Source organism: Weissella sp. ESL1139, from assembly GCF_058506735.1.
The window spans coordinates 1,433,211-1,451,799 of record NZ_CP196375.1 but is presented as its reverse complement, the minus strand read 5'-3'; the positions used below and the strand labels follow the sequence as shown (position 1 = coordinate 1,451,799).

Below are 18,589 nucleotides of genomic sequence, written 5' to 3'. Positions count from 1 at the left end.
TTTAATTGTGGCGAGCATGCTTAGCAAGCAAATCACCAATGAATTGAATGATAACAATGAATAGCAAAATAATAACTGTTGCTGTCCACATAACGTCATTTTGGAAACGTTGGTAACCAGTGACAATAGCAGTGGTACCAAGGCCACCAGCACCGATAGCTCCGGCCATTGCAGTTAAACCGACCAAGCTAATTAAGGTTACCGTTGAAACACGAATCAATTCGGCACGTCCTTCACGTAGGTAAACATCTGAAATGATATCCCAGTTTGTTGCCCCAAATGAACGAGCAGCTTCGACTTTACCACTTTCAACACCAAGTAAGGCAACCTGTACTTGACGAGCGTAGAAGGGGAAAACTCCTAATGATAGTGGCACTAGCGCAGCAGTTGTTCCAATTGTTGTACCAACAATTAATTGCGTTAGTGGTGAGAAGGCAACCACCATGATAATGAAGGGAATTGCACGCCCCACAGAAACGATTTTATCTAAAATTTGAAAGACTGTTCGGTTAGGTGCTATCCCGTCATCAGCTGTTAAAACTAAGCCGATTCCGAATAGCAGACCGATGATACCACCAATAATAGCAGCACCCAAAGTCATGTAGAAGGTTTGCCAGATTGCAACACCCCAACCATAGTCACCTGACCAGCCCAAGGCATAGGCATTAGGCATATGTTCTTGAATCCATCCCATCATTATTTGTGACCTCCTTGTAATGTTGTAACGGTAACCCCATGATCAGTAAAGCTGTCTTTAGCAGCCACACGTGCACTTGATTTACCTTTGAAAATAGCAACAGCAATACCAACTGGTGTTTGCGTCAAAATTTCCATATTTGAATATAGAATATTTGTTGTGACACCAAAATCAGCAAAGATGGTTGATAGTAGTGGTTGGGCTGTGTCAGCGCCAACGTAACTAATTTTAATTAACTCTTCGTCATCTGCTAATGGTTGTACTTGCAAAAGCTCATTGACCTTTACAAGGGCTTCATCTAAGTTGGTAGCAGTATTGATGAAATCTTTGGTTAACTGTTGTTGTGGGTTGGTAAAGATTTCTAACAATGAACCGCGTTCGATGATGGCACCATCTTCCATAACGGCAACCTTATTGGCAGTTTCCTTAATTGCTTGCATTTCGTGAGTGATCAAAACAATTGTTAATCCTAATTCACGATTAAGCTTCTTTAATAGTGACAAAATTTGGTTAGTTGTACGTGGATCAAGAGCTGAAGTTGCCTCGTCAGAAATCAAAATTTCAGGATCATTTGCCAAAGCACGGGCAATCGCAACACGTTGCTTTTGACCACCTGAAAGTTGACTGGGAAAGTTCTCAGCACGATCAGCTAAACCAACTAAGTCTAGTAGTTTGTTAATCTTGTCAGCTTTTTCAGCTTTTGATAATTTTGAATGCTTTAAAGGTTGTGCAACGTTTCCAAAGATTGTTAATTCGTTCATCAAATTGAAATGTTGGAAAATCATACCAATCTTTTTACGTTGCTCACGTAATTCTTTTGGTGATAATTGCAACATGTCGGTACCATTGACAGTTACAGAACCACTAGTTGGGCGTTGTAAAAGGTTAATGGTACGAACAATAGTTGATTTACCAGCACCAGAATAGCCCACGATACCGTAAATATCACCTTTTTCAACTTCAATAGACTCATCTTTAACCGCGACAATTTCGCGGTTTTTCTGTTTGAAAGTTACATTTATATTTTTTAATGAAATAACAGCCATACTCTTCTCCTACTATTGATATGTATGTGAGTGGTTATGACCACTCACGCATGTTAATTGGCTTACTTCAACGTAATATTCCATGCTGGAATTTCAGCCTTGCCCCACTTGTCCTTTAGGTATTGCTTAATTTGCTTGCTTTGGTAAGTATTAACAACTTGCTTGTAAGCCTTCTTGTCAGCATCACTCTTGCGAGCAGCAATAACGTTAATCCATTGCTTTGACTTCTTGTTGATTGGCTCAACATAAATAGCTGAACTCAACTTAAGCTTAGCTTCTTGTGCATAATTAGTGTTAATAACGGCACCGTCCATTGACTTCAATGAAGAAGGGCCTTGATCAGCAGCAACTTCCTTAAGCTTTAGGTTCAATTTGTTTGATTTAATGTCCTTAAGAGTAGGTAGCTTAACACCCTTATCTAATTTAATCAAGCCAGCTGATTGTAGTAAGGTTAGCGCACGACCTTCGTTAGTACTGTCGTTTGGTACGGCAATGCTATCACCTTTCTTGAAGTCCTTTACATCTTTATACTTTTCTGAATAAAGACGAATAGGGGTGATGAAAGTCTTACCGATTGACTTAACTTTATGACCATTTGACTCATTCCAATTATCTAAGAAATACTTGTGTTGGAAAGCGTTCAAGTCAAGAGAGCCATCAGCAACGGCCTTATTAGGTTGGTTGTAGTCGGTAAATACCTTAGTTTTAACAGTTAAGTTATACTTCTTTTGAGTTGTCTTGTTGATCTTATCCCACAATTCTTTATCACTTGTACCAACAATTCCAACTGTAACAGTCTTCTTTGAAGCAGCGTTTGCTGTAACTGGGGCAATTGTACTAGCGGCGAAAGCACTGACTGCTAAGACAGCACCAATTTTTAATCCCTTATGCATAATAGTTTTCTCCTTTAGGATGTTTGATTAATAGTGTTAATGTATTTAAGTTGAGAATAAAAAAAGACTCATCCCTATCATGATTATATAAATAATCCGATAGAAACGAGTCTCGTGTTACCATTCTACTTTATTTCAACTATTACTAGTTAAAACCTTAGCAACGAGCGGGCAGTGAGCGATATGATGCTATGCCGATTCGTGTGTCTGTTAACGTAGACCATTCCGTCATTAGTTCATAGACTTGCTACTCACCAATGCCAATCACAGGCCATTTTCAATTTATGTGATTTGAACAACTTACACCAAATGTTGTCTCTCTAAACAAATCGCCATCAATTTACTTCCCTGATCAAATTGTTTTTCTCTCTTAAATACTATCACGTATTTTAAGGTATTTTTCTTAATGTGTCAACAACTATTACATATTTTTTTCTCGATACATAAGAATGATGACACCTAATAAAATGACAGGTGCAATAAATAGGGCAGCATGGTTCAAAATTTGCATTGCAAAATAAGCGAGAATCGCTGATAAAAAGAAGGCTAAAATAACCGGTGCGACTCGTCCAGCACGATGTAATGCCGACTGGTCATGAAAAATTAAGCCATTCGTAATCCCACTACTAAAAGTACGCAAATTACCAGTACTTAAAATCGTCATATAAGGCATACCGTGAATTAAATTGAAGGTATCAGCTTGCAGTGCCATGACAAAAGCAAGCAACGGTAAAATAAGATTTCCTGGTAGCTGACAGAACTCTAATATTGCAATGCTAATCAAGCCAAATAATTCAACGAATACTGATAAAAATGCATGCGAATATTGGCGTTTTTGGGCAATATGTTTTAATAATTGATTGAAACTAGTGCCAATCAAAAAGGCAAAAACTGGCCAGAAATAAATGAAAGCATGCGACCATTTACCAGCAGCAAAATTTAAACCAATCTGTAGTAAATTACCACTTTGGAAACTTGCAAAACGTAAATTATGTGTGGTGAACGTATACGCATCAATGAATCCGGCTGTTGCAGCCAATAACATCCCCGTGCGGACTGACTCTTTAATTGGATAATTGTGATCTACCATAATAATCATTCCTTATCTACAAATTGTTTATTGAACATTTCATCAGTATATCACTAGTCGGTCTAATAGAGATGACTTTACACCCTACATTTTGTGGTAAAATAGTACTAATAAAGAGAATTAGGAGAATAATGTTATGGCTTTAGCATATCCAGATGATAGCTTGGCATTACACACAGATGCATACCAATTATCAATGATGCAAACTTATTTTATGAAGGGGATTCATGAACGCAAAGCGGTTTACGAAATGTATTTCCGTAAGATGCCATTCAAAAATGGTTACGCTGTTTTTGCGGGATTGGAACGATTGGTTAACTTTTTAAGTGATTTGCATTTTTCTCAGAGTGATCTTGATTATCTACGTTCAACTGGGGAGTTTAATGGAGAATTTTTAGATTATCTAAAAAATTGGCGTTTTAAGGGGACCGTTCGTGCACCTCATGAAGGGGATATTGTTTTTAACAATGAACCAATTATTCAAGTTGAAGCAACCGTCTTTGATGCACAACTGATTGAAACCCCATTATTAAACATTGTTAACTATCAAACTTTGATTGCAACAAAAGCATCAAGAATTCGTTCGGTTGTTGGTGATCAATCATTAATGGAGTTTGGAACACGTCGTGCACAAGAATTAGACGCCGCTATTTGGGGAACGCGTGCTGCTTATATCGGGGGCTTTGATGCAACTTCAAATGTGCGTGCTGGTAAATTATTTGGTATTCCAATTTCAGGAACCCATGCACATAGTTTAGTTCAAGTTTATCGGAATGATTATGAAGCTTTTAAAGCATATGCTGAAACGCATCATGATGTGGTTTTCTTAGTGGATACTTATGATACATTGCGTTCAGGTGTCCCAGCAGCCATTCGGGTTGCTAAAGAAATGGGCGATAAGATTAATTTTATCGGTGTCCGGATTGATTCAGGTGATTTAGCCTATGTTTCAAAGGGTGTTCGTAAAATGCTTGATGAAGCAGGCTTCCCTAATGCATCAATTGTTGCTTCAAATGATTTGGATGAATCAACGATTAAGAGTTTGAAGTTCCAAGGCGCTAAGATAGATACTTGGGGAATTGGTACAAAATTAATTACCGCATATGATCAAGCTGCATTAGGTGGTGTTTATAAGGTTGTTTCGATTGAAGATGAAAACGGTGATATGACTGATACTATCAAGATTTCTGGAACTGCCGAAAAGATTTCAACGCCAGGTCAAAAGCAAGTTTGGCGCATTACACGTAATTCGGATGGTAAGTCACAAGGTGATTACATTGCATTATGGGATGAAGATCCAACCAACTTACCAGAAGGACTATACATGTTCCATCCTAGCTATCCATATCTAAATAAGCGGATCTTTGATTATACGGCACGACCAGTATTGCAAGATATTTTTGTTAACGGTGAGCTTGTCTATGATTTGCCAGCATTGGATGATATTCGTGCCTTTGCTAAGCAACACATTAATTCACTATATTCAGAATATCGTCGTGATATGAATCCACAAGAATATCCAGTTGATTTGTCACAAGACGCTTGGAATCATAAGATGAATCTTATTAAAAAGACCCAGGCATATGTTGATGAAATTAATGCCGATAAGTAGTATTCTATTTGTAAAAGGGAGGCTCATTTATGCGACCATTGCAAGAAAAAATTATTCAAACATTAGGTGTTCAGCCAAGCGTTGATTCAGCAACTGAAATTCGACGTTCAATTACATTATTGAAAGACTATCTAAAGAAAACTGGCTTAAAAACGTTAGTATTAGGAATTTCAGGTGGTCAAGATTCAGCTCTAGCTGGTAAATTGGCTCAGTTTGCCGTTGAACAATTACGTGAGGAAACTGGTGACCAAGAGTACAAATTTATCGCAATGCGGTTGCCATATAATGAACAAGCTGATGAATCAGATGCATTAGCAGCGATTAAGTGGCAAGGTGCTGACAAAACTGTTACTGTGCATATCGAAGATTCAGTTATCGGTATCGTGAACCAATTGAAGGCTAATGGCATTAGTGTGTCAGACTTTAATAAAGGTAATATCAAAGCACGTGAACGTATGATTGCCCAATACGGGGTTGCCGCTGCTAACCACGGGGTCGTGATTGGAACTGATCACGCTGCCGAAGCATTGGCTGGCTTTTACACCAAGTTTGGGGATGGTGCTGCCGACGTGACACCATTGTATCGTCTAAACAAGCGGCAAGGTCGTCAATTGTTGGCTTACTTAGATGCACCAAAGGAATTCTATGAAAAGGTGCCAACGGCTGACTTGGAAGAAGACCGTCCTGCTTTACCGGATGAAGTTGCACTAGGTGTCACTTATGATGCCATTGATGATTATTTGGAAGGTAAAGAAGTTTCTGAAAAGGATGCTGAACAAATCGAGAGATTGTACACTCAGTCAGAACACAAACGTCAACAACCAGTTACTGTATTTGATGAGTGGTGGCGTTAAAAATCAGAGCGTAATCAAAGACGCTTTGGATTCGGTGTGTAACGTTGTTGGTGGCAATTATGGCCAAGGACATGGTTGACGACAATAGCGTTATATTGAAGGTTCAACTTTTGAGAACGCGTTTATAAGCGCAAACAAAAACGTCAATAATCAACAAAAGGCGGCTGGAACGATTATGTTCCAGCCGCCTTTTACTGTCTATTTTTTTACTTTGCTTGCCAATCAATAACAGACTGTTGCTGCAATATCTCATCAATCTGGGTTAATTCAGCATCACTAAAAGTTAGGTTTTCAAGCGCATGCACGTTATCAATTAATTGTTCAGGACGACTAGCTCCAATAATAACACTAGCAATTTCAGGATGCCGTAAATCCCAAGCAAGTGCCATTTCAGCTAAGGTCTGCTGACGACTTTTGGCAACTTCATTTAACTGTTGAACTGTTTTAATCGTGGCTTCAACTTGCTGAGAATGCAAGAAAGGACTGCTACTCTTAGCGGCTCGCGAGTCTTCTGGAATACCATTTAAGTATTTATCCGTTAACAAACCCTGTGATAAGGGACTGAAAACGGCTGCTGCTTTGCCCGTTTCACGTAGAACAGGGAGTAAATCCGTTTCAATTTGACGATTGAACATATTATAACGTGGTTGATGAATGATAAATGGTGTTTTTAAGTCGTTAAACACATTAATCATGGCATGTGTTTGCGTACCTGAATAATTAGAAATACCAATATAAAGTGCCTTACCAGTTTTAACTAATTGATCCAATGCTAGAGCAGTTTCTTCAATCGGGGTTTCGGGGTCAGGACGATGTGAATAAAAGATATCGACGTAGTCTAATTGGAGACGACGTAAACTTTGATCAGCACTTGCAATGATGCTCTTTTTTGAACCCCAATTACCATAAGGGCCATCCCACATTTCATATCCAGCTTTACTTGAAATAATCATTTCATCACGATAACGATGCATATCGTGAGCTAGAATACGACCAAAGTTTTCTTCGGCACTACCGGGGACAGGGCCGTAATTGTTGGCTAAATCAAAATAGGTAATTCCGAGATCAAAGGCTTGGTGAATAATAGCTTGTTGGTTAGCGAATGAATCAACACTACCAAAGTTGTGCCAAAGGCCAAGCCCTAAGGCAGATAGTTTTAAGCCACTATTACCAACACGATTATAAATCATGTTGTCATATCGTTTGTCGTTTGCTTGATACATGATAACCCTCCTAATTTGAGTGCGTTATAGTTAATCTAATTGTAAACGCTTTCCAATGGCATGTCCAAACTAATAGTCACCATTAGTGAATGCCTAAAATATGATAGAATAAGGTCAGACATGCTGACAATTTGTCAGTTAAATTAAAGCATGACCGCTTTTGCGAAGAAAGGGACGTTAAATATGATGAAAATGTTTAATACGATGACACTGGCCAAGGAAGAATTCCATCCGATGCATGAAGGTAAAATTAATATGTATGTCTGTGGGCCAACTGTCTATAACTATATTCATATTGGGAATGCGCGTTCTGCGATTGCTTTTGATACGATTCGTCGTTATTTTGAATATCGTGGTTATGAAGTTAATTATGTTTCAAACTTCACCGATGTTGATGACAAGATGATTAAAGCGGCGGCTGAACAGGGCATTACCGTACCAGAACTGGCTGATAAATATATTGCTGCTTTTAATGAAGATACAGCGGCGTTAAATATTAAACCGGCCACTGTCCGGCCACGAGCAACCCAACATATTGATGAGATTATTGATTTTGTCGCTGATTTAATCGAAAAGGGCTACGCCTATGAATCAGCTGGCGATGTTTATTACCGTGCCAAAAAATTTAAAAACTATGGTGCCTTGGCTCACCAAGATTTAGAAGAGATGACGTCAAATGCGGCCGGCCGTTTGAACGATGAGGAAATGACCCGTAAAGAAGATCCAATGGATTTTGCAGTTTGGAAAGGTGAAAATGGGGATGGTGCCATCGCCTGGGATTCACCTTGGGGTAAGGGTCGCCCAGGTTGGCATATCGAGTGCTCGGTGATGTCAACTAAGTACCTAGGTAATCACTTTGATATTCACGGTGGTGGGATTGATTTAGCTTTCCCACATCACACAAATGAGATTGCCCAGAGCGAAGTTCATACTGGTGAACAATTCGTTAATATGTGGTTGCATAATGGCTTTGTCACAGTTGGTGATGAAAACGAAAAAATGTCTAAGTCATTGGGTAACTTTGTAACGGTGCATGACTTGTTACAACAAATTGATGATCCCATGGTCTTACGTTTCTTTATGGCAACAACACAATATCGTCGTTCAATTGCGTATTCAGAAAGCAACATGCAGCAAGCTGAGCAAAATCTTGACCATATTCGTACCGGTTATCGTAATCTCCAATTCCGTTTAGATGGCGCATTGACTGGTAGTGACAACGAGATTATCAATCAAGCACGTGCCCAAGTTAAAGCCTTTGATGAAGCGATGGACGATGATTTTAATGCACCCAATGCATTGACGGCCATTTACGGATTAGTTGACTTAGCTAATCAATATGCGAATGCGCAAGACGTTTATCAAGATGCCGCTAAGTTTATCTTAGACAGTCTAACTGATTTAATGGGTGTCTTTGGTGTTGATGGTTTGGCCCAAGAAGAATTGCTAGATGCTGATATTGATGCCTTAATTAAAGAACGTGATGAAGCTCGTAAAGTTAAGAATTTCGCCCGTTCAGATGAAATTCGTGACGTGCTTGCTGATCAATCAATTATCTTGGAAGATACACCACAAGGAACACGTTGGCACCGGTAATTAAACAGATTAATGAGATTTTTTTAATTAAACAGTTGACACAATGCCAGATTAGATTTAGCATAGCCATATCGACGTTGAAGAGATGAGTACAATAATAATTTTTCTAGAGAGTTAGTGGTTGGTGCAAACTAATAAAACGGTTATTGGAAGATGGTCTTGGAGTCAAAATGACATGAACAAGTAATTGTGGATGCCATTCGGGAGCGCCCGTTATAGCGGCTAAGAGGATAAGTTTGACTTATTAAACTCGGGTGGTACCACGTGCAAACGTCCCGTAATCGATTGTGATTACGAGACGTTTTTGTTTATGTCAAGTATAATAGTCACGGGGAAGTTATTTAATTAATTATTTAGGAGGGTTTTAACATGGCAGAAGTTGAAAGTTTTTCATTGGATCACACAAAGGTCAAGGCACCTTACGTTCGTAAGATTGAGGTTCAAAAAGGCCCAGCTGGTGGTCAAATCGTTAACTATGATTTGCGTTTGACACAACCAAACGAGACAGCGATTGAAACAGCCGGTGTGCACACATTGGAGCACTTGTTTGCTAGTTTAGTACGTGACGAGTTGGATGGTATCATTGATATCTCACCATTCGGTTGCCGTACTGGTTTCCACGTTATTAGTTGGCAAGACTACTCAACAACTGAAGTAGCTGTTGCATTTACCCATGCATTGCAAAAGATTCGCGATGACATTCAATGGGATGATGTACCAGCAACAACTATGCGTGAGTGTGGAAATTACAAGGACCACAGCTTACATTCAGCTAAGGAATGGGCACGTATTATTTTGGATCAAGGTTTCTCAGATGATCCATATGAGCGTCACGTTGTTGAAGCTTAAACCTTAAAAAAGCTATTTTTTATAAAAAATTTTAAGTTGGTAAAACCTTTTAATTATAAGGGTTTTACCAACTTTTTTAATATCCAGAAACCTTAAAATGACACTTTAAAGATGAAAAATTATAAAAATTAGCATATAATATATAAAAATTAATATTTTCTAATGTAGTTTATTGAGTGAACTAGTGTCAAGAAACGGGGGAAGAAGTATGCCAAAGATAAGTGAAGTGTTTCATGATTATGGCTTTAAGGACGATCGTTTAACTTTACTAGCCGGCCCATGTGCCATTGAATCATATGAAACTTGTGCTGAAGTTGTTGAGGAATTAAAGAAAATTACCGATGATTTGGGAATTAACTATGTGTTTAAGTCATCTTTTGATAAGGCTAACCGTAGCGCTATCTCATCTGACCGTGGTTCTGGAATGGAAACCGGACTTGAAATTCTACGTAAGATTAAAGAAAAGTATAATGTACCAATTGTGACTGATGTTCACGAGTCTTACCAGTGTGCACCAGTTGCCGAAGTCGCAGATGTGTTACAGATTCCAGCTTACTTGAGTCGTCAGACTGATTTATTGCTAGCTGCTGCTAAGACAGGACGCGTCGTAAATATTAAGAAGGCTCAGTTTATGGCTCCTGAAGATATTCAGAGTGCGGTAAACAAGGTTGCTTCACAAGACAATGAGCATATTTTAGTTACTGAACGTGGTACGATGTTTGGTTACCACCAGTTAGTAGTTGATATGACGAGCTTGATTCAAATGCGTGAAACTGGTTATCCAGTCATTTACGATGCAACCCACTCAGTGCAAATTCCAAGTGGTTATGGTAACCATTCTGGTGGAAATCGTGAATACATCTTTCCATTGATGCGTGCAGCATTATCAATTGGAATTGATGGTATCTTCGCTGAAGTCCATCCTAACCCACCTAAGGCTATTTCTGATCAGGATAGTCAACTATATCTATCGAAAGCACGCCCAATCCTAGAAGAGGCTAACAGGTTGTTCCACGAACATCTTGACAGTAAGGCGGTGTATGCAGATGAAGACTTATTATAAAGACGCCCGTGCCACCTTTGATACTGAAATTGAAACGCTAGAAAAGGTGCGCGATCAATTAGATGAGAGTTTTGACCAAGTTGTTGAAGATATTTTAGGGATGACTGGTCGTTTGATTTTTATCGCCATTGGTAAATCAGGAATCATTGCTGAAAAGATATCAGCTTCGTTTTCATCAATTGGTGTTCCTAGTTTCTTTATCGACGCTGGAAATGCCTTTCACGGTGATTTAGGTCGTGTGGCTGAAAATGATGTGGTTGTTTTTGTTTCTAATAGTGGTGAGACTGAAGAAGTTTTGCAGACTTTCTTTGCTTTAAAGGAAATCTTTGGGGATGACCTTCAGAGTATTGCGTTGACAGGTGCTTCTGACTCAACCTTAGCTAAGAATACTAAGAAGTCATTAATTGTTGACGTGGCATCCGAAGCTGACATGACGAAGTTAGCGCCAACAAATTCAACAACTGCAACCTTGGTTGTCGGTGATGCGTTATTGATTGCCGTCCAAAAGGAAAAGAAGTTTACCAAGAAAGACTTCGCCCAATACCATCCCGGTGGTTCAATTGGAAAGTTGTTGTTGCAAACTGTTAAGAACGTTATGCATACCGATGTACCATTCGTTCAGACTGATACGCCATTGAATGATGTGATTTATCAAATCAGTAATGCGGGTGTTGGTATGACGTTGGTCAAAGAAAATGACGAGTTTGTCGGTATCGTTACTGATGGTGACATTCGTAAGAAGATGTTAGATGTGCCAAAGGTTAAGAGTTCGACAGCCGCTGACTACATGACGAACGGCTTTATTACGATTGACGTTAATAAACGTAATCGTGCCGCTTGGAAGAAGATGGCGTCGCATAACATTTCCAACTTGGTTGTCACGGATGATGATGAAGTCGTGGGTGTTATTACAATGAATGATGTTGTTGATCAATAAAAGATGAATTTTTTAATACTGTTTAAATCAGTACGTTAAACGTTTTAACAGTATTTTACTAACAAGTAAACTGTTTACCTAACATGATAAACGTGGTATATTAATGCCAGTCAAGAATAACCTTTAATGTAGTCCAGTGAGGCTAACAAAGGATGCTCAAGTTGATGGCAAATACCTACAGTGGGTGGATTTTACTATCATAAACAAGCAAGCCTTATGAATCGCTGGATTCGTAAGGTTTTTTTTGTGTGAATAATAAGGAGATACCATGCGAAACTTTGTGAATTTAAATGATTTAACAACACAAGAAATTATGAACTTGATTCAAACAAGTTTGGCTTATAAAAATGATCAATTAGCAACACCACAAAAGGCCAAGCATGTCGCTAATTTATTTTTTGAAAATTCAACCCGCACAGCTAGCAGCTTTCAAATGGCTGAATCAAAATTAGGTTGGCAACCTATTCAAGTAAATCCCCAAACAAGTTCAACGCAAAAGGGGGAGTCATTGAGCGATACTTTAAAGACGCTTGGGGCAATTGGCGTTGATGTTGTCGTTTTACGTCATAGTATTAATGACTGGTATGCACCTTTAATTGCAGAACATTCAAAATTGATGCCGCAATTAGTTAATGCAGGGGATGGCAATGGTCAACATCCATCGCAAAGTTTGTTAGATTTGATGACAATCTATGAACAGTTCGGTCACTTCGAAGGTTTAAACGTCCGCATTGTTGGTGACCTATCACATTCACGAGTTGCCCGTTCAAATGCTGAAATTTTACAACGTTTAGGCGCCACGATTAGTTTTTCAGGACCAGCCAATTGGTATCCGGCTGACTTTGATCAATATGGTACTTATGAAGCATTAGACCATGACTTAGATAAACTCGATGTTTTGATGTTGCTACGCGTCCAACATGAACGCTTGGCAGAACAAGATAATGCAACATTTTCTGAAGCAGACTACCATGACCAATTTGGTTTGAATCAGCAACGCTACAACCAGTTAAAGGATGATGCAATTATTATGCATCCTGCACCAGTTAACCGTGGTATTGAAATTGCTGATGAATTGGTAGAAGCTGACAAATCACGTATTTTTACGCAAATGGCTAATGGGGTTTATGCCCGCATGGCAATTCTAACTGCATTAATGGAGGATGACGCATGACATCAACTTTAATTAAAAACGCACAAAAAATCGTAACGAATAATCAATTAATCCGGCAAGATATTTTAATTGTCGATGATAAAATCGCTGAAGTTTCTGACAATATTGAAAAAACAGCTGACCGTGTCATTGATGCCCAAGGGGCGTTAATCACACCCGGGTTAGTTGATGTCCACGTACATTTTCGCGAACCCGGCTTTGCATATAAAGAAACGGTAGCCACAGGATCAAAGGCAGCAGCCCGCGGTGGCTTTACTACGGTTTTGGCAATGCCAAACTTGAATCCAGTTCCTGATACCCTCGAAAATTTGCAAATCGTTCAAGCAAACAATGCTGAAAACAGTCTGGTTCACTTAGAACAATACGCAGCTATCTCAACAGATTTAACTACCGAAGATGTGAGTGATATTGCAGCCTTGGCTAAAGCTGGGGCAATTGCCTTCACAAATGATGGTAAAGGGGTTCAAACAGCAGCAACTATGTTGACGGCAATGAAAGCAGCCGCAGCAGTTGACCGCCCCTTAGTTGCCCATGTTGAGGACAATTCCTTGATTAATGGCGGTGTCATGAATTTGGGCAAGCGTTCTAAAGAACTGAACTTGCCGGGGATGGATTCATTAGGTGAGTCATCACAATTAGCGCGTGATCTAGTTTTGGCAAAAGCCAGTGGCGTACATTATCATGTTGCTCATTTATCAACGAAAGAGTCAGTTGAATTGGTACGTTTAGCAAAAGCGCATGGCGTGAATGTGACCGCTGAAGTTTCGCCACATCATTTATTACTCGATGAGACACACATTACCGGTGATAACGCTTTTTTCAAGATGAATCCACCACTACGAACCCCTGATGACCGCATGGCAGTTATCGCAGGACTACTTGACGGCACAATTGACATGGTCGCAACGGATCATGCACCGCACAGTTTGGCAGAAAAAGAAGGTTCGTTTATTGGCGCTGCATTTGGCATTACGGGAATTGAAACAAGTTTCCAATTGTTATACACCCACTTAATTAAATCAGGGATTGCGACTTTGAGTCAATTATTAAATTGGATGGTTGTGCAACCACAACTGGCTTTTGGCTTAACCGGGGCACAACAAGTTGCAGTTGGTGAACCAGCCGATTTGGCATTATTTGACATTAGGCATGCTCATAAAATTACGGCAGATGAATTTGCTTCTAAAGGACAAAATACGCCCTTTATTGGCGCAACAGTTTATGGACAAACAGTATTAACAATGGTTGATGGTGAGATTGTTTACGAAGCATAGGAGGAGAACATGCAACGGTATCTAGTTTTAGAAAATGGGTCAATTTATACAGGTGAAGGATTCGGTTCAACAAAACCAGTTGAGGGCGAATTGGTTTTTAATACCGGGATGACTGGTTATCAAGAATCATTAACTGATATTTCTTATTCAGGACAAATTTTAACGTTTACGTATCCATTAATTGGTAATTACGGTATTAATCGTGATGATTATGAATCATTAAAGCCAACAGCAAATGCAATTGTTGCCCATGAAATTGCTCGTCGTCCTTCGAATTGGCGTCAACAAATGTCAATTTCAGAATGGGCTGAAAAAATGGATTTACCAGGTATCACTGATATCGACACCCGCGCATTGACAAAAGAAATTCGTGAACACGGCGTGATGCGCGCTGTGATTGTTGATGAGGTTAGCGATGATACCGTTGCGCAATTACAGGCAACAACGGCCGCTACTGATGAAGTTGCCAAGATGACGACAAAAACAACGTACGTTAATCCAACGGAAGGTCTTTCAATCGCCTTAATTGATTTTGGCTTGAAAAATTCAATTTTGCGTTCTTTAGCAAAGCGCGGTGTGAACGTTATGGTTTTCCCAGCCGACGTTGATGCGCAAACAATATTAGATATGGATCCAGATGGTGTTTTGCTATCAAATGGTCCTGGTGATCCACAAAACGTGGCCCACATCTTACCGGTTATTCGTGAATTAGAAGAAAAAATGCCATTAATGGGTATTTGCCTTGGTCATCAGTTGTTTGCTTTGGCTAATGGCGCAACGACCTTTAAGTTAAAGTTCGGTCACCGCGGTTTCAATCATGCGGTTCGAAATTTAGTTAAAGATCAAATTGATTTCACTTCACAAAATCATGGTTACGCAGTTTCAGCAGAATCAATTGCCGATACCAATCTTGAAATTACGCATGAAGAAATCAATGACCACACAGTTGAAGGACTACGCTTAAAAGACCATGCTGCCTTTTCAGTACAATTCCATCCGGATGCTGCACCGGGTCCACATGATGCCGAATATCTTTTTGATGATTTCCTTGCAATGATCGCTACAAACAAGAAAGGACAACTACAACATGCCTAGACGTACAGATATCCACAAAATTTTAGTGATTGGTTCAGGTCCAATTATTATTGGTCAAGCTGCCGAATTTGATTATTCAGGAACCCAAGCTGCGATGTCTTTGAAAGAAGAAGGCTATGAAGTAGTGCTTGTGAATTCAAATCCCGCTACGATTATGACAGATAGTGAAACGGCTGATGAAGTCTACATTGAGCCACTATCATTTGAATTTTTAGCACGTATCTTACGTAAAGAACGTCCCGATGCTATTTTGCCTACTTTAGGTGGTCAAACTGGTTTAAATATGGCCAAAGAATTAGCTGAAGCTGGTATTTTAGATGAACTAGGTATTATCTTATTAGGAACAAAATTAACAGCCATTGAAGAAGCTGAAGACCGTGAAGCTTTTAAGAATTTGATGAATCGTTTAAATGAACCGGTTCCAGAATCAATGATTGCGGTTACGGTTGAGCAAGCTTTGGATTTTGCCAATCAAAGTGGTTACCCAGTGATTGTGCGTCCAGCTTATACATTAGGTGGTACCGGTGGTGGTATCGCCAACGATGAAGCTGAATTAAAAGAAATTGCTGCGAATGGTCTTGAATTATCACCAGTCACACAAGTATTGATTGAACAATCAATTGCCGGTTATAAAGAAATTGAATTCGAAGTAATGCGTGATGCCGCAGATAATGCGTTGATTGTTGCATCAATGGAAAACTTTGATCCGGTTGGTATTCACACCGGTGATTCAATTGTGGTCGCACCGGTACAAACCTTGGCTGACCGCGAACTACAGATGATGCGTGATGCCGCTTTGAAAATTATTCGTGCCCTAAAGATTGAGGGTGGGGTTAATATTCAAATGGCCTTGGATCCGAACTCATTTAACTATGACATTATCGAAGTGAATCCACGTGTGTCACGTTCATCAGCATTAGCTTCAAAAGCAACGGGTTATCCAATCGCCAAGATGGCGGCCAAAATTGCAGTTGGCTTAACCTTGGATGAAATTATTAATCCAGTTACCGGAACGACTAAAGCGGCCTTCGAACCAGCTTTGGATTACGTGGTGGTTAAGATTCCACGTTGGCCATTTGATAAGTTTGCGACCGCTGATCGTCATCTTGGGACGCAAATGAAAGCAACTGGGGAAGTAATGGCTATCGGTCGTAATATCGAAGAAGCGATGAATAAAGCGGTGCGTTCACTTGAAATTGGTGCGACTGGTTTGCGAGACATTAATTTCCCAGAAATTAGTACCGAACAACTACTTGATGACTTGATGCCTGCTCGTGATGACCGTCTCTTCATGATTAGTGAATTGTTGCGCCGTGGTGTTTCCGTTGATGCTATTCATGAACGCACAAAGATTGATTATTTCTTCTTAGATAAGGTGTTGCACATTATCGAGATTGAGCAGGATTTGGCTGCGCATGTTGGGGATGAAACGGTCTTGTTGACGGCGAAAAAGAATGGTTTTGCGGATCAAACGATTGCTGATATTTGGGGCTGGCATGCCCAAGCAGTTACATCATTAAGAACGGATGCCGCCATTAGTCCAGTCTACAAGATGGTTGATACGGTCGCCGCTGAGTTTGAGTCACAAACACCTTATTATTACGCAACTTATGAAATGCAGAATGAATCTGTTGTGACAAAAAAGCCAAGTGTCTTAGTCCTTGGTTCAGGACCTATCCGCATTGGTCAGGGTGTGGAATTTGACTACGCAACAGTCCATGCGGTTAAAGCAATTCAAGCAGCCGGCTATGAAGCTATTATCATGAATTCAAATCCCGAAACGGTTTCAACTGATTTTTCAGTATCTGATAAATTATATTTCGAACCACTAACCTTAGAAGATGTGTTAAACGTTATTAATCTAGAACAACCAATGGGTGTGGTTGTCCAATTCGGTGGTCAAACAGCGATTAATCTTGCTGAACCACTAGCCGATGCCGGTGTGAATATCTTGGGAACGAGTGTCACTGATTTGAATCGAGCTGAAGATCGTGAAGAATTTGACCAAGTTATCAAGCAACTGGCTTTGGCGCAACCAATTGGTAAGACCGCAACAACGGTTGATGGTGCTTTAGCAGCAGCGTATGAAATTGGTTATCCAGTTTTAGTACGCCCATCATACGTCTTAGGTGGTCGCGCTATGGAAATTGTTAATAATGAAACGGAATTGCGTGATTACATGGGGCGTGCCGTTAAGGTCTCACATGATCACCCAGTACTAATCGATTCATACTTAGTTGGTTCAGAAGCTGAAGTTGATGTGCTGTCAGACGGTGAAACTGTTGTGATTCCAGGAATTATGGAACACATCGAACGTGCCGGCGTGCACTCAGGTGATTCAATGTCAGTTTATCCAACCCAAACTTTATCAGATAAGGTGCGTGAGGAAATCGTGACCGATTCAATTGCTTTGGCCAAAAGTTTGAAGACTATCGGCTTGATGAATGTGCAATTTGTTATTCATGACAACACTGCATATGTTATCGAAGTGAATCCACGTGCATCACGAACCGTACCATTTATTTCAAAAGTCACCCATCTTAAGTTGGCGCAATTGGCAACCCGCATTATGTTAGGTGAAAAATTAGCTGATATGGGCTTTGAAACTGGTTTGGTACCCGAATCAGAGATGGTGCATGTGAAAGCCCCAATCTTCTCATTTACGAAGTTGCCAGCCGTTGACTCACTATTAGGACCTGAAATGAAGTCAACTGGTGAGGTAATGGGTTCTGATAAGACCTTTGAAAAGGCGTTGTATAAAGCTTTCGTTGCTGCCGGTACACAGATTCCGCACGATGGTAACGTACTTTTCACCATCGCTGATGAAGATAAAGCCGAAGCATTGACCTTAGCTAAGCGCTTTAACGAATTAGGTTTCCAATTATTTGCAACTGCCGGTACAGGTGAATACTTCCAAGAAAACGGCTTGCGTGTCGCTATTCTCGATAAAATTAATGAAACGACTCATAATGCAGTGACTTCACTAAGTAAAGGTGAATTACAATTAGTCATTAACTCAACACATCAAGACGTTGCCACGGTTAACGATAGTCGTCGAATTCGTAACGCTGCCATTGAAAATGCTGTGCCATTGTTTACAGCATTCGATACTGTCCGAGCATTGTTGAGTGTATTAGAATCACAATCATTTACTGTTAACCCTTCATAAAATAAAGGAGATGCTAC

Annotated in this window: 15 protein-coding genes and 2 other annotated features; of the genes, 10 read left to right on the top strand and 5 right to left on the bottom strand. The window is 39.9% G+C overall.

Annotation, left to right across the window (positions count from 1 at the left end; translation table 11 throughout):
* Nucleotide 1: 1 nt before the first annotated feature.
* From ACSYSF_RS07105 to ACSYSF_RS07090, 4 genes are all read right to left on the bottom strand, one after another.
* Entirely contained in the window at nucleotides 2–697 is a 696-nt protein-coding gene (locus tag ACSYSF_RS07105; protein WP_489867334.1) for a methionine ABC transporter permease, read from the bottom strand.
* Nucleotides 697–1,743, bottom strand: coding sequence for a methionine ABC transporter ATP-binding protein (locus ACSYSF_RS07100; protein WP_489867333.1), 1,047 nt, complete (start codon nucleotides 1,741–1,743; stop codon nucleotides 697–699). Before ACSYSF_RS07100 ends, ACSYSF_RS07105 begins: the two co-directional genes overlap by 1 nt.
* A 62-nt stretch (nucleotides 1,744–1,805) precedes the next feature.
* Nucleotides 1,806–2,636, bottom strand: coding sequence for a MetQ/NlpA family ABC transporter substrate-binding protein (locus ACSYSF_RS07095; RefSeq protein ID WP_489867332.1), 831 nt, complete (start codon nucleotides 2,634–2,636; stop codon nucleotides 1,806–1,808).
* Between the two features lie 98 nt (nucleotides 2,637–2,734).
* Nucleotides 2,735–3,001 (bottom strand) — a binding site (T-box leader).
* A 56-nt stretch (nucleotides 3,002–3,057) separates the two neighbouring features.
* Entirely contained in the window at nucleotides 3,058–3,726 is a 669-nt protein-coding gene (locus ACSYSF_RS07090) for a YoaK family protein (protein ID WP_489867331.1), read from the bottom strand.
* A 136-nt stretch (nucleotides 3,727–3,862) separates the two neighbouring features.
* Between ACSYSF_RS07090 and ACSYSF_RS07085 the strand changes: the two genes are divergently transcribed.
* Nucleotides 3,863–5,338 carry a nicotinate phosphoribosyltransferase gene (locus ACSYSF_RS07085; protein ID WP_489867330.1) on the top strand — a complete coding sequence of 492 codons (1,476 nt, stop codon included), beginning with the start codon at nucleotides 3,863–3,865 and terminating at the stop codon, nucleotides 5,336–5,338.
* Between the two features lie 29 nt (nucleotides 5,339–5,367).
* Nucleotides 5,368–6,192, top strand: a complete 825-nt coding sequence (gene nadE, locus ACSYSF_RS07080; protein ID WP_489867329.1) for an NAD(+) synthase — start codon at nucleotides 5,368–5,370, stop codon at nucleotides 6,190–6,192.
* Nucleotides 6,193–6,398: 206 nt separating this feature from the next.
* Here the strand turns inward: nadE and ACSYSF_RS07075 are convergent, their stop codons facing one another.
* Nucleotides 6,399–7,415: an aldo/keto reductase gene (locus ACSYSF_RS07075; RefSeq protein ID WP_489867328.1), complete on the bottom strand. Its 1,017-nt coding sequence runs from the start codon at nucleotides 7,413–7,415 to the stop codon at nucleotides 6,399–6,401.
* A gap of 183 nt (nucleotides 7,416–7,598) precedes the next feature.
* Between ACSYSF_RS07075 and cysS the strand changes: the two genes are divergently transcribed.
* The 8 genes from cysS (at nucleotide 7,599) to carB (ending at nucleotide 18,572) form a co-directional block, all read left to right on the top strand.
* Nucleotides 7,599–9,011 (top strand): cysteine--tRNA ligase, encoded by a 1,413-nt coding sequence (gene cysS / locus ACSYSF_RS07070; RefSeq protein WP_489867327.1) that lies wholly within the window; start codon nucleotides 7,599–7,601, stop codon nucleotides 9,009–9,011.
* A 68-nt stretch (nucleotides 9,012–9,079) separates the two neighbouring features.
* Nucleotides 9,080–9,292: a binding site (T-box leader), on the top strand.
* 88 nt (nucleotides 9,293–9,380) lie between these two features.
* The gene (locus tag ACSYSF_RS07065; protein WP_489867326.1) at nucleotides 9,381–9,860 is read left to right on the top strand and encodes an S-ribosylhomocysteine lyase; all 480 of its coding nucleotides are present in this window, start codon (nucleotides 9,381–9,383) and stop codon (nucleotides 9,858–9,860) included.
* A 208-nt stretch (nucleotides 9,861–10,068) separates the two neighbouring features.
* The gene (gene kdsA, locus ACSYSF_RS07060; protein WP_489867325.1) at nucleotides 10,069–10,923 is read left to right on the top strand and encodes a 3-deoxy-8-phosphooctulonate synthase; all 855 of its coding nucleotides are present in this window, start codon (nucleotides 10,069–10,071) and stop codon (nucleotides 10,921–10,923) included.
* Nucleotides 10,907–11,860, top strand: a complete 954-nt coding sequence (locus ACSYSF_RS07055) for a KpsF/GutQ family sugar-phosphate isomerase (RefSeq protein WP_489867324.1) — start codon at nucleotides 10,907–10,909, stop codon at nucleotides 11,858–11,860. The genes kdsA and ACSYSF_RS07055 overlap by 17 nt, the downstream gene beginning before the upstream one ends.
* 268 nt (nucleotides 11,861–12,128) lie before the next feature.
* A complete protein-coding gene (locus ACSYSF_RS07050) occupies nucleotides 12,129–13,034 on the top strand; it encodes an aspartate carbamoyltransferase catalytic subunit (RefSeq protein ID WP_489867323.1) in 906 nt (301 codons plus the stop codon).
* The gene (gene pyrC / locus ACSYSF_RS07045; RefSeq protein WP_489867322.1) at nucleotides 13,031–14,308 is read left to right on the top strand and encodes a dihydroorotase; all 1,278 of its coding nucleotides are present in this window, start codon (nucleotides 13,031–13,033) and stop codon (nucleotides 14,306–14,308) included. The genes ACSYSF_RS07050 and pyrC overlap by 4 nt, the downstream gene beginning before the upstream one ends.
* Before the next feature lie 9 nt (nucleotides 14,309–14,317).
* Nucleotides 14,318–15,403 carry a carbamoyl phosphate synthase small subunit gene (locus ACSYSF_RS07040; protein ID WP_489867321.1) on the top strand — a complete coding sequence of 362 codons (1,086 nt, stop codon included), beginning with the start codon at nucleotides 14,318–14,320 and terminating at the stop codon, nucleotides 15,401–15,403.
* Nucleotides 15,396–18,572: a carbamoyl-phosphate synthase large subunit gene (gene carB, locus ACSYSF_RS07035; protein ID WP_489867320.1), complete on the top strand. Its 3,177-nt coding sequence runs from the start codon at nucleotides 15,396–15,398 to the stop codon at nucleotides 18,570–18,572. Before ACSYSF_RS07040 ends, carB begins: the two co-directional genes overlap by 8 nt.
* The last annotated feature ends 17 nt before the right edge of the window (nucleotides 18,573–18,589 follow it).

Bases quoted from the DNA above. Each gene is read 5' to 3' on its own strand.
- ACSYSF_RS07105 (WP_489867334.1), bottom strand. From the start codon at position 697: ATGATGGGATGGATTCAAGAACATATGCCTAATGCCTATGCCTTGGGC.
- ACSYSF_RS07100 (WP_489867333.1), bottom strand. From the start codon at position 1,743: ATGGCTGTTATTTCATTAAAAAATATAAATGTAACTTTCAAACAGAAA.
- ACSYSF_RS07095 (WP_489867332.1), bottom strand. From the start codon at position 2,636: ATGCATAAGGGATTAAAAATTGGTGCTGTCTTAGCAGTCAGTGCTTTC.
- ACSYSF_RS07090 (WP_489867331.1), bottom strand. From the start codon at position 3,726: ATGGTAGATCACAATTATCCAATTAAAGAGTCAGTCCGCACGGGGATG.
- ACSYSF_RS07085 (WP_489867330.1), top strand. From the start codon at position 3,863: ATGGCTTTAGCATATCCAGATGATAGCTTGGCATTACACACAGATGCA.
- nadE (WP_489867329.1), top strand. From the start codon at position 5,368: ATGCGACCATTGCAAGAAAAAATTATTCAAACATTAGGTGTTCAGCCA.
- ACSYSF_RS07075 (WP_489867328.1), bottom strand. From the start codon at position 7,415: ATGTATCAAGCAAACGACAAACGATATGACAACATGATTTATAATCGT.
- cysS (WP_489867327.1), top strand. From the start codon at position 7,599: ATGATGAAAATGTTTAATACGATGACACTGGCCAAGGAAGAATTCCAT.
- ACSYSF_RS07065 (WP_489867326.1), top strand. From the start codon at position 9,381: ATGGCAGAAGTTGAAAGTTTTTCATTGGATCACACAAAGGTCAAGGCA.
- kdsA (WP_489867325.1), top strand. From the start codon at position 10,069: ATGCCAAAGATAAGTGAAGTGTTTCATGATTATGGCTTTAAGGACGAT.
- ACSYSF_RS07055 (WP_489867324.1), top strand. From the start codon at position 10,907: ATGAAGACTTATTATAAAGACGCCCGTGCCACCTTTGATACTGAAATT.
- ACSYSF_RS07050 (WP_489867323.1), top strand. From the start codon at position 12,129: ATGCGAAACTTTGTGAATTTAAATGATTTAACAACACAAGAAATTATG.
- pyrC (WP_489867322.1), top strand. From the start codon at position 13,031: ATGACATCAACTTTAATTAAAAACGCACAAAAAATCGTAACGAATAAT.
- ACSYSF_RS07040 (WP_489867321.1), top strand. From the start codon at position 14,318: ATGCAACGGTATCTAGTTTTAGAAAATGGGTCAATTTATACAGGTGAA.
- carB (WP_489867320.1), top strand. From the start codon at position 15,396: ATGCCTAGACGTACAGATATCCACAAAATTTTAGTGATTGGTTCAGGT.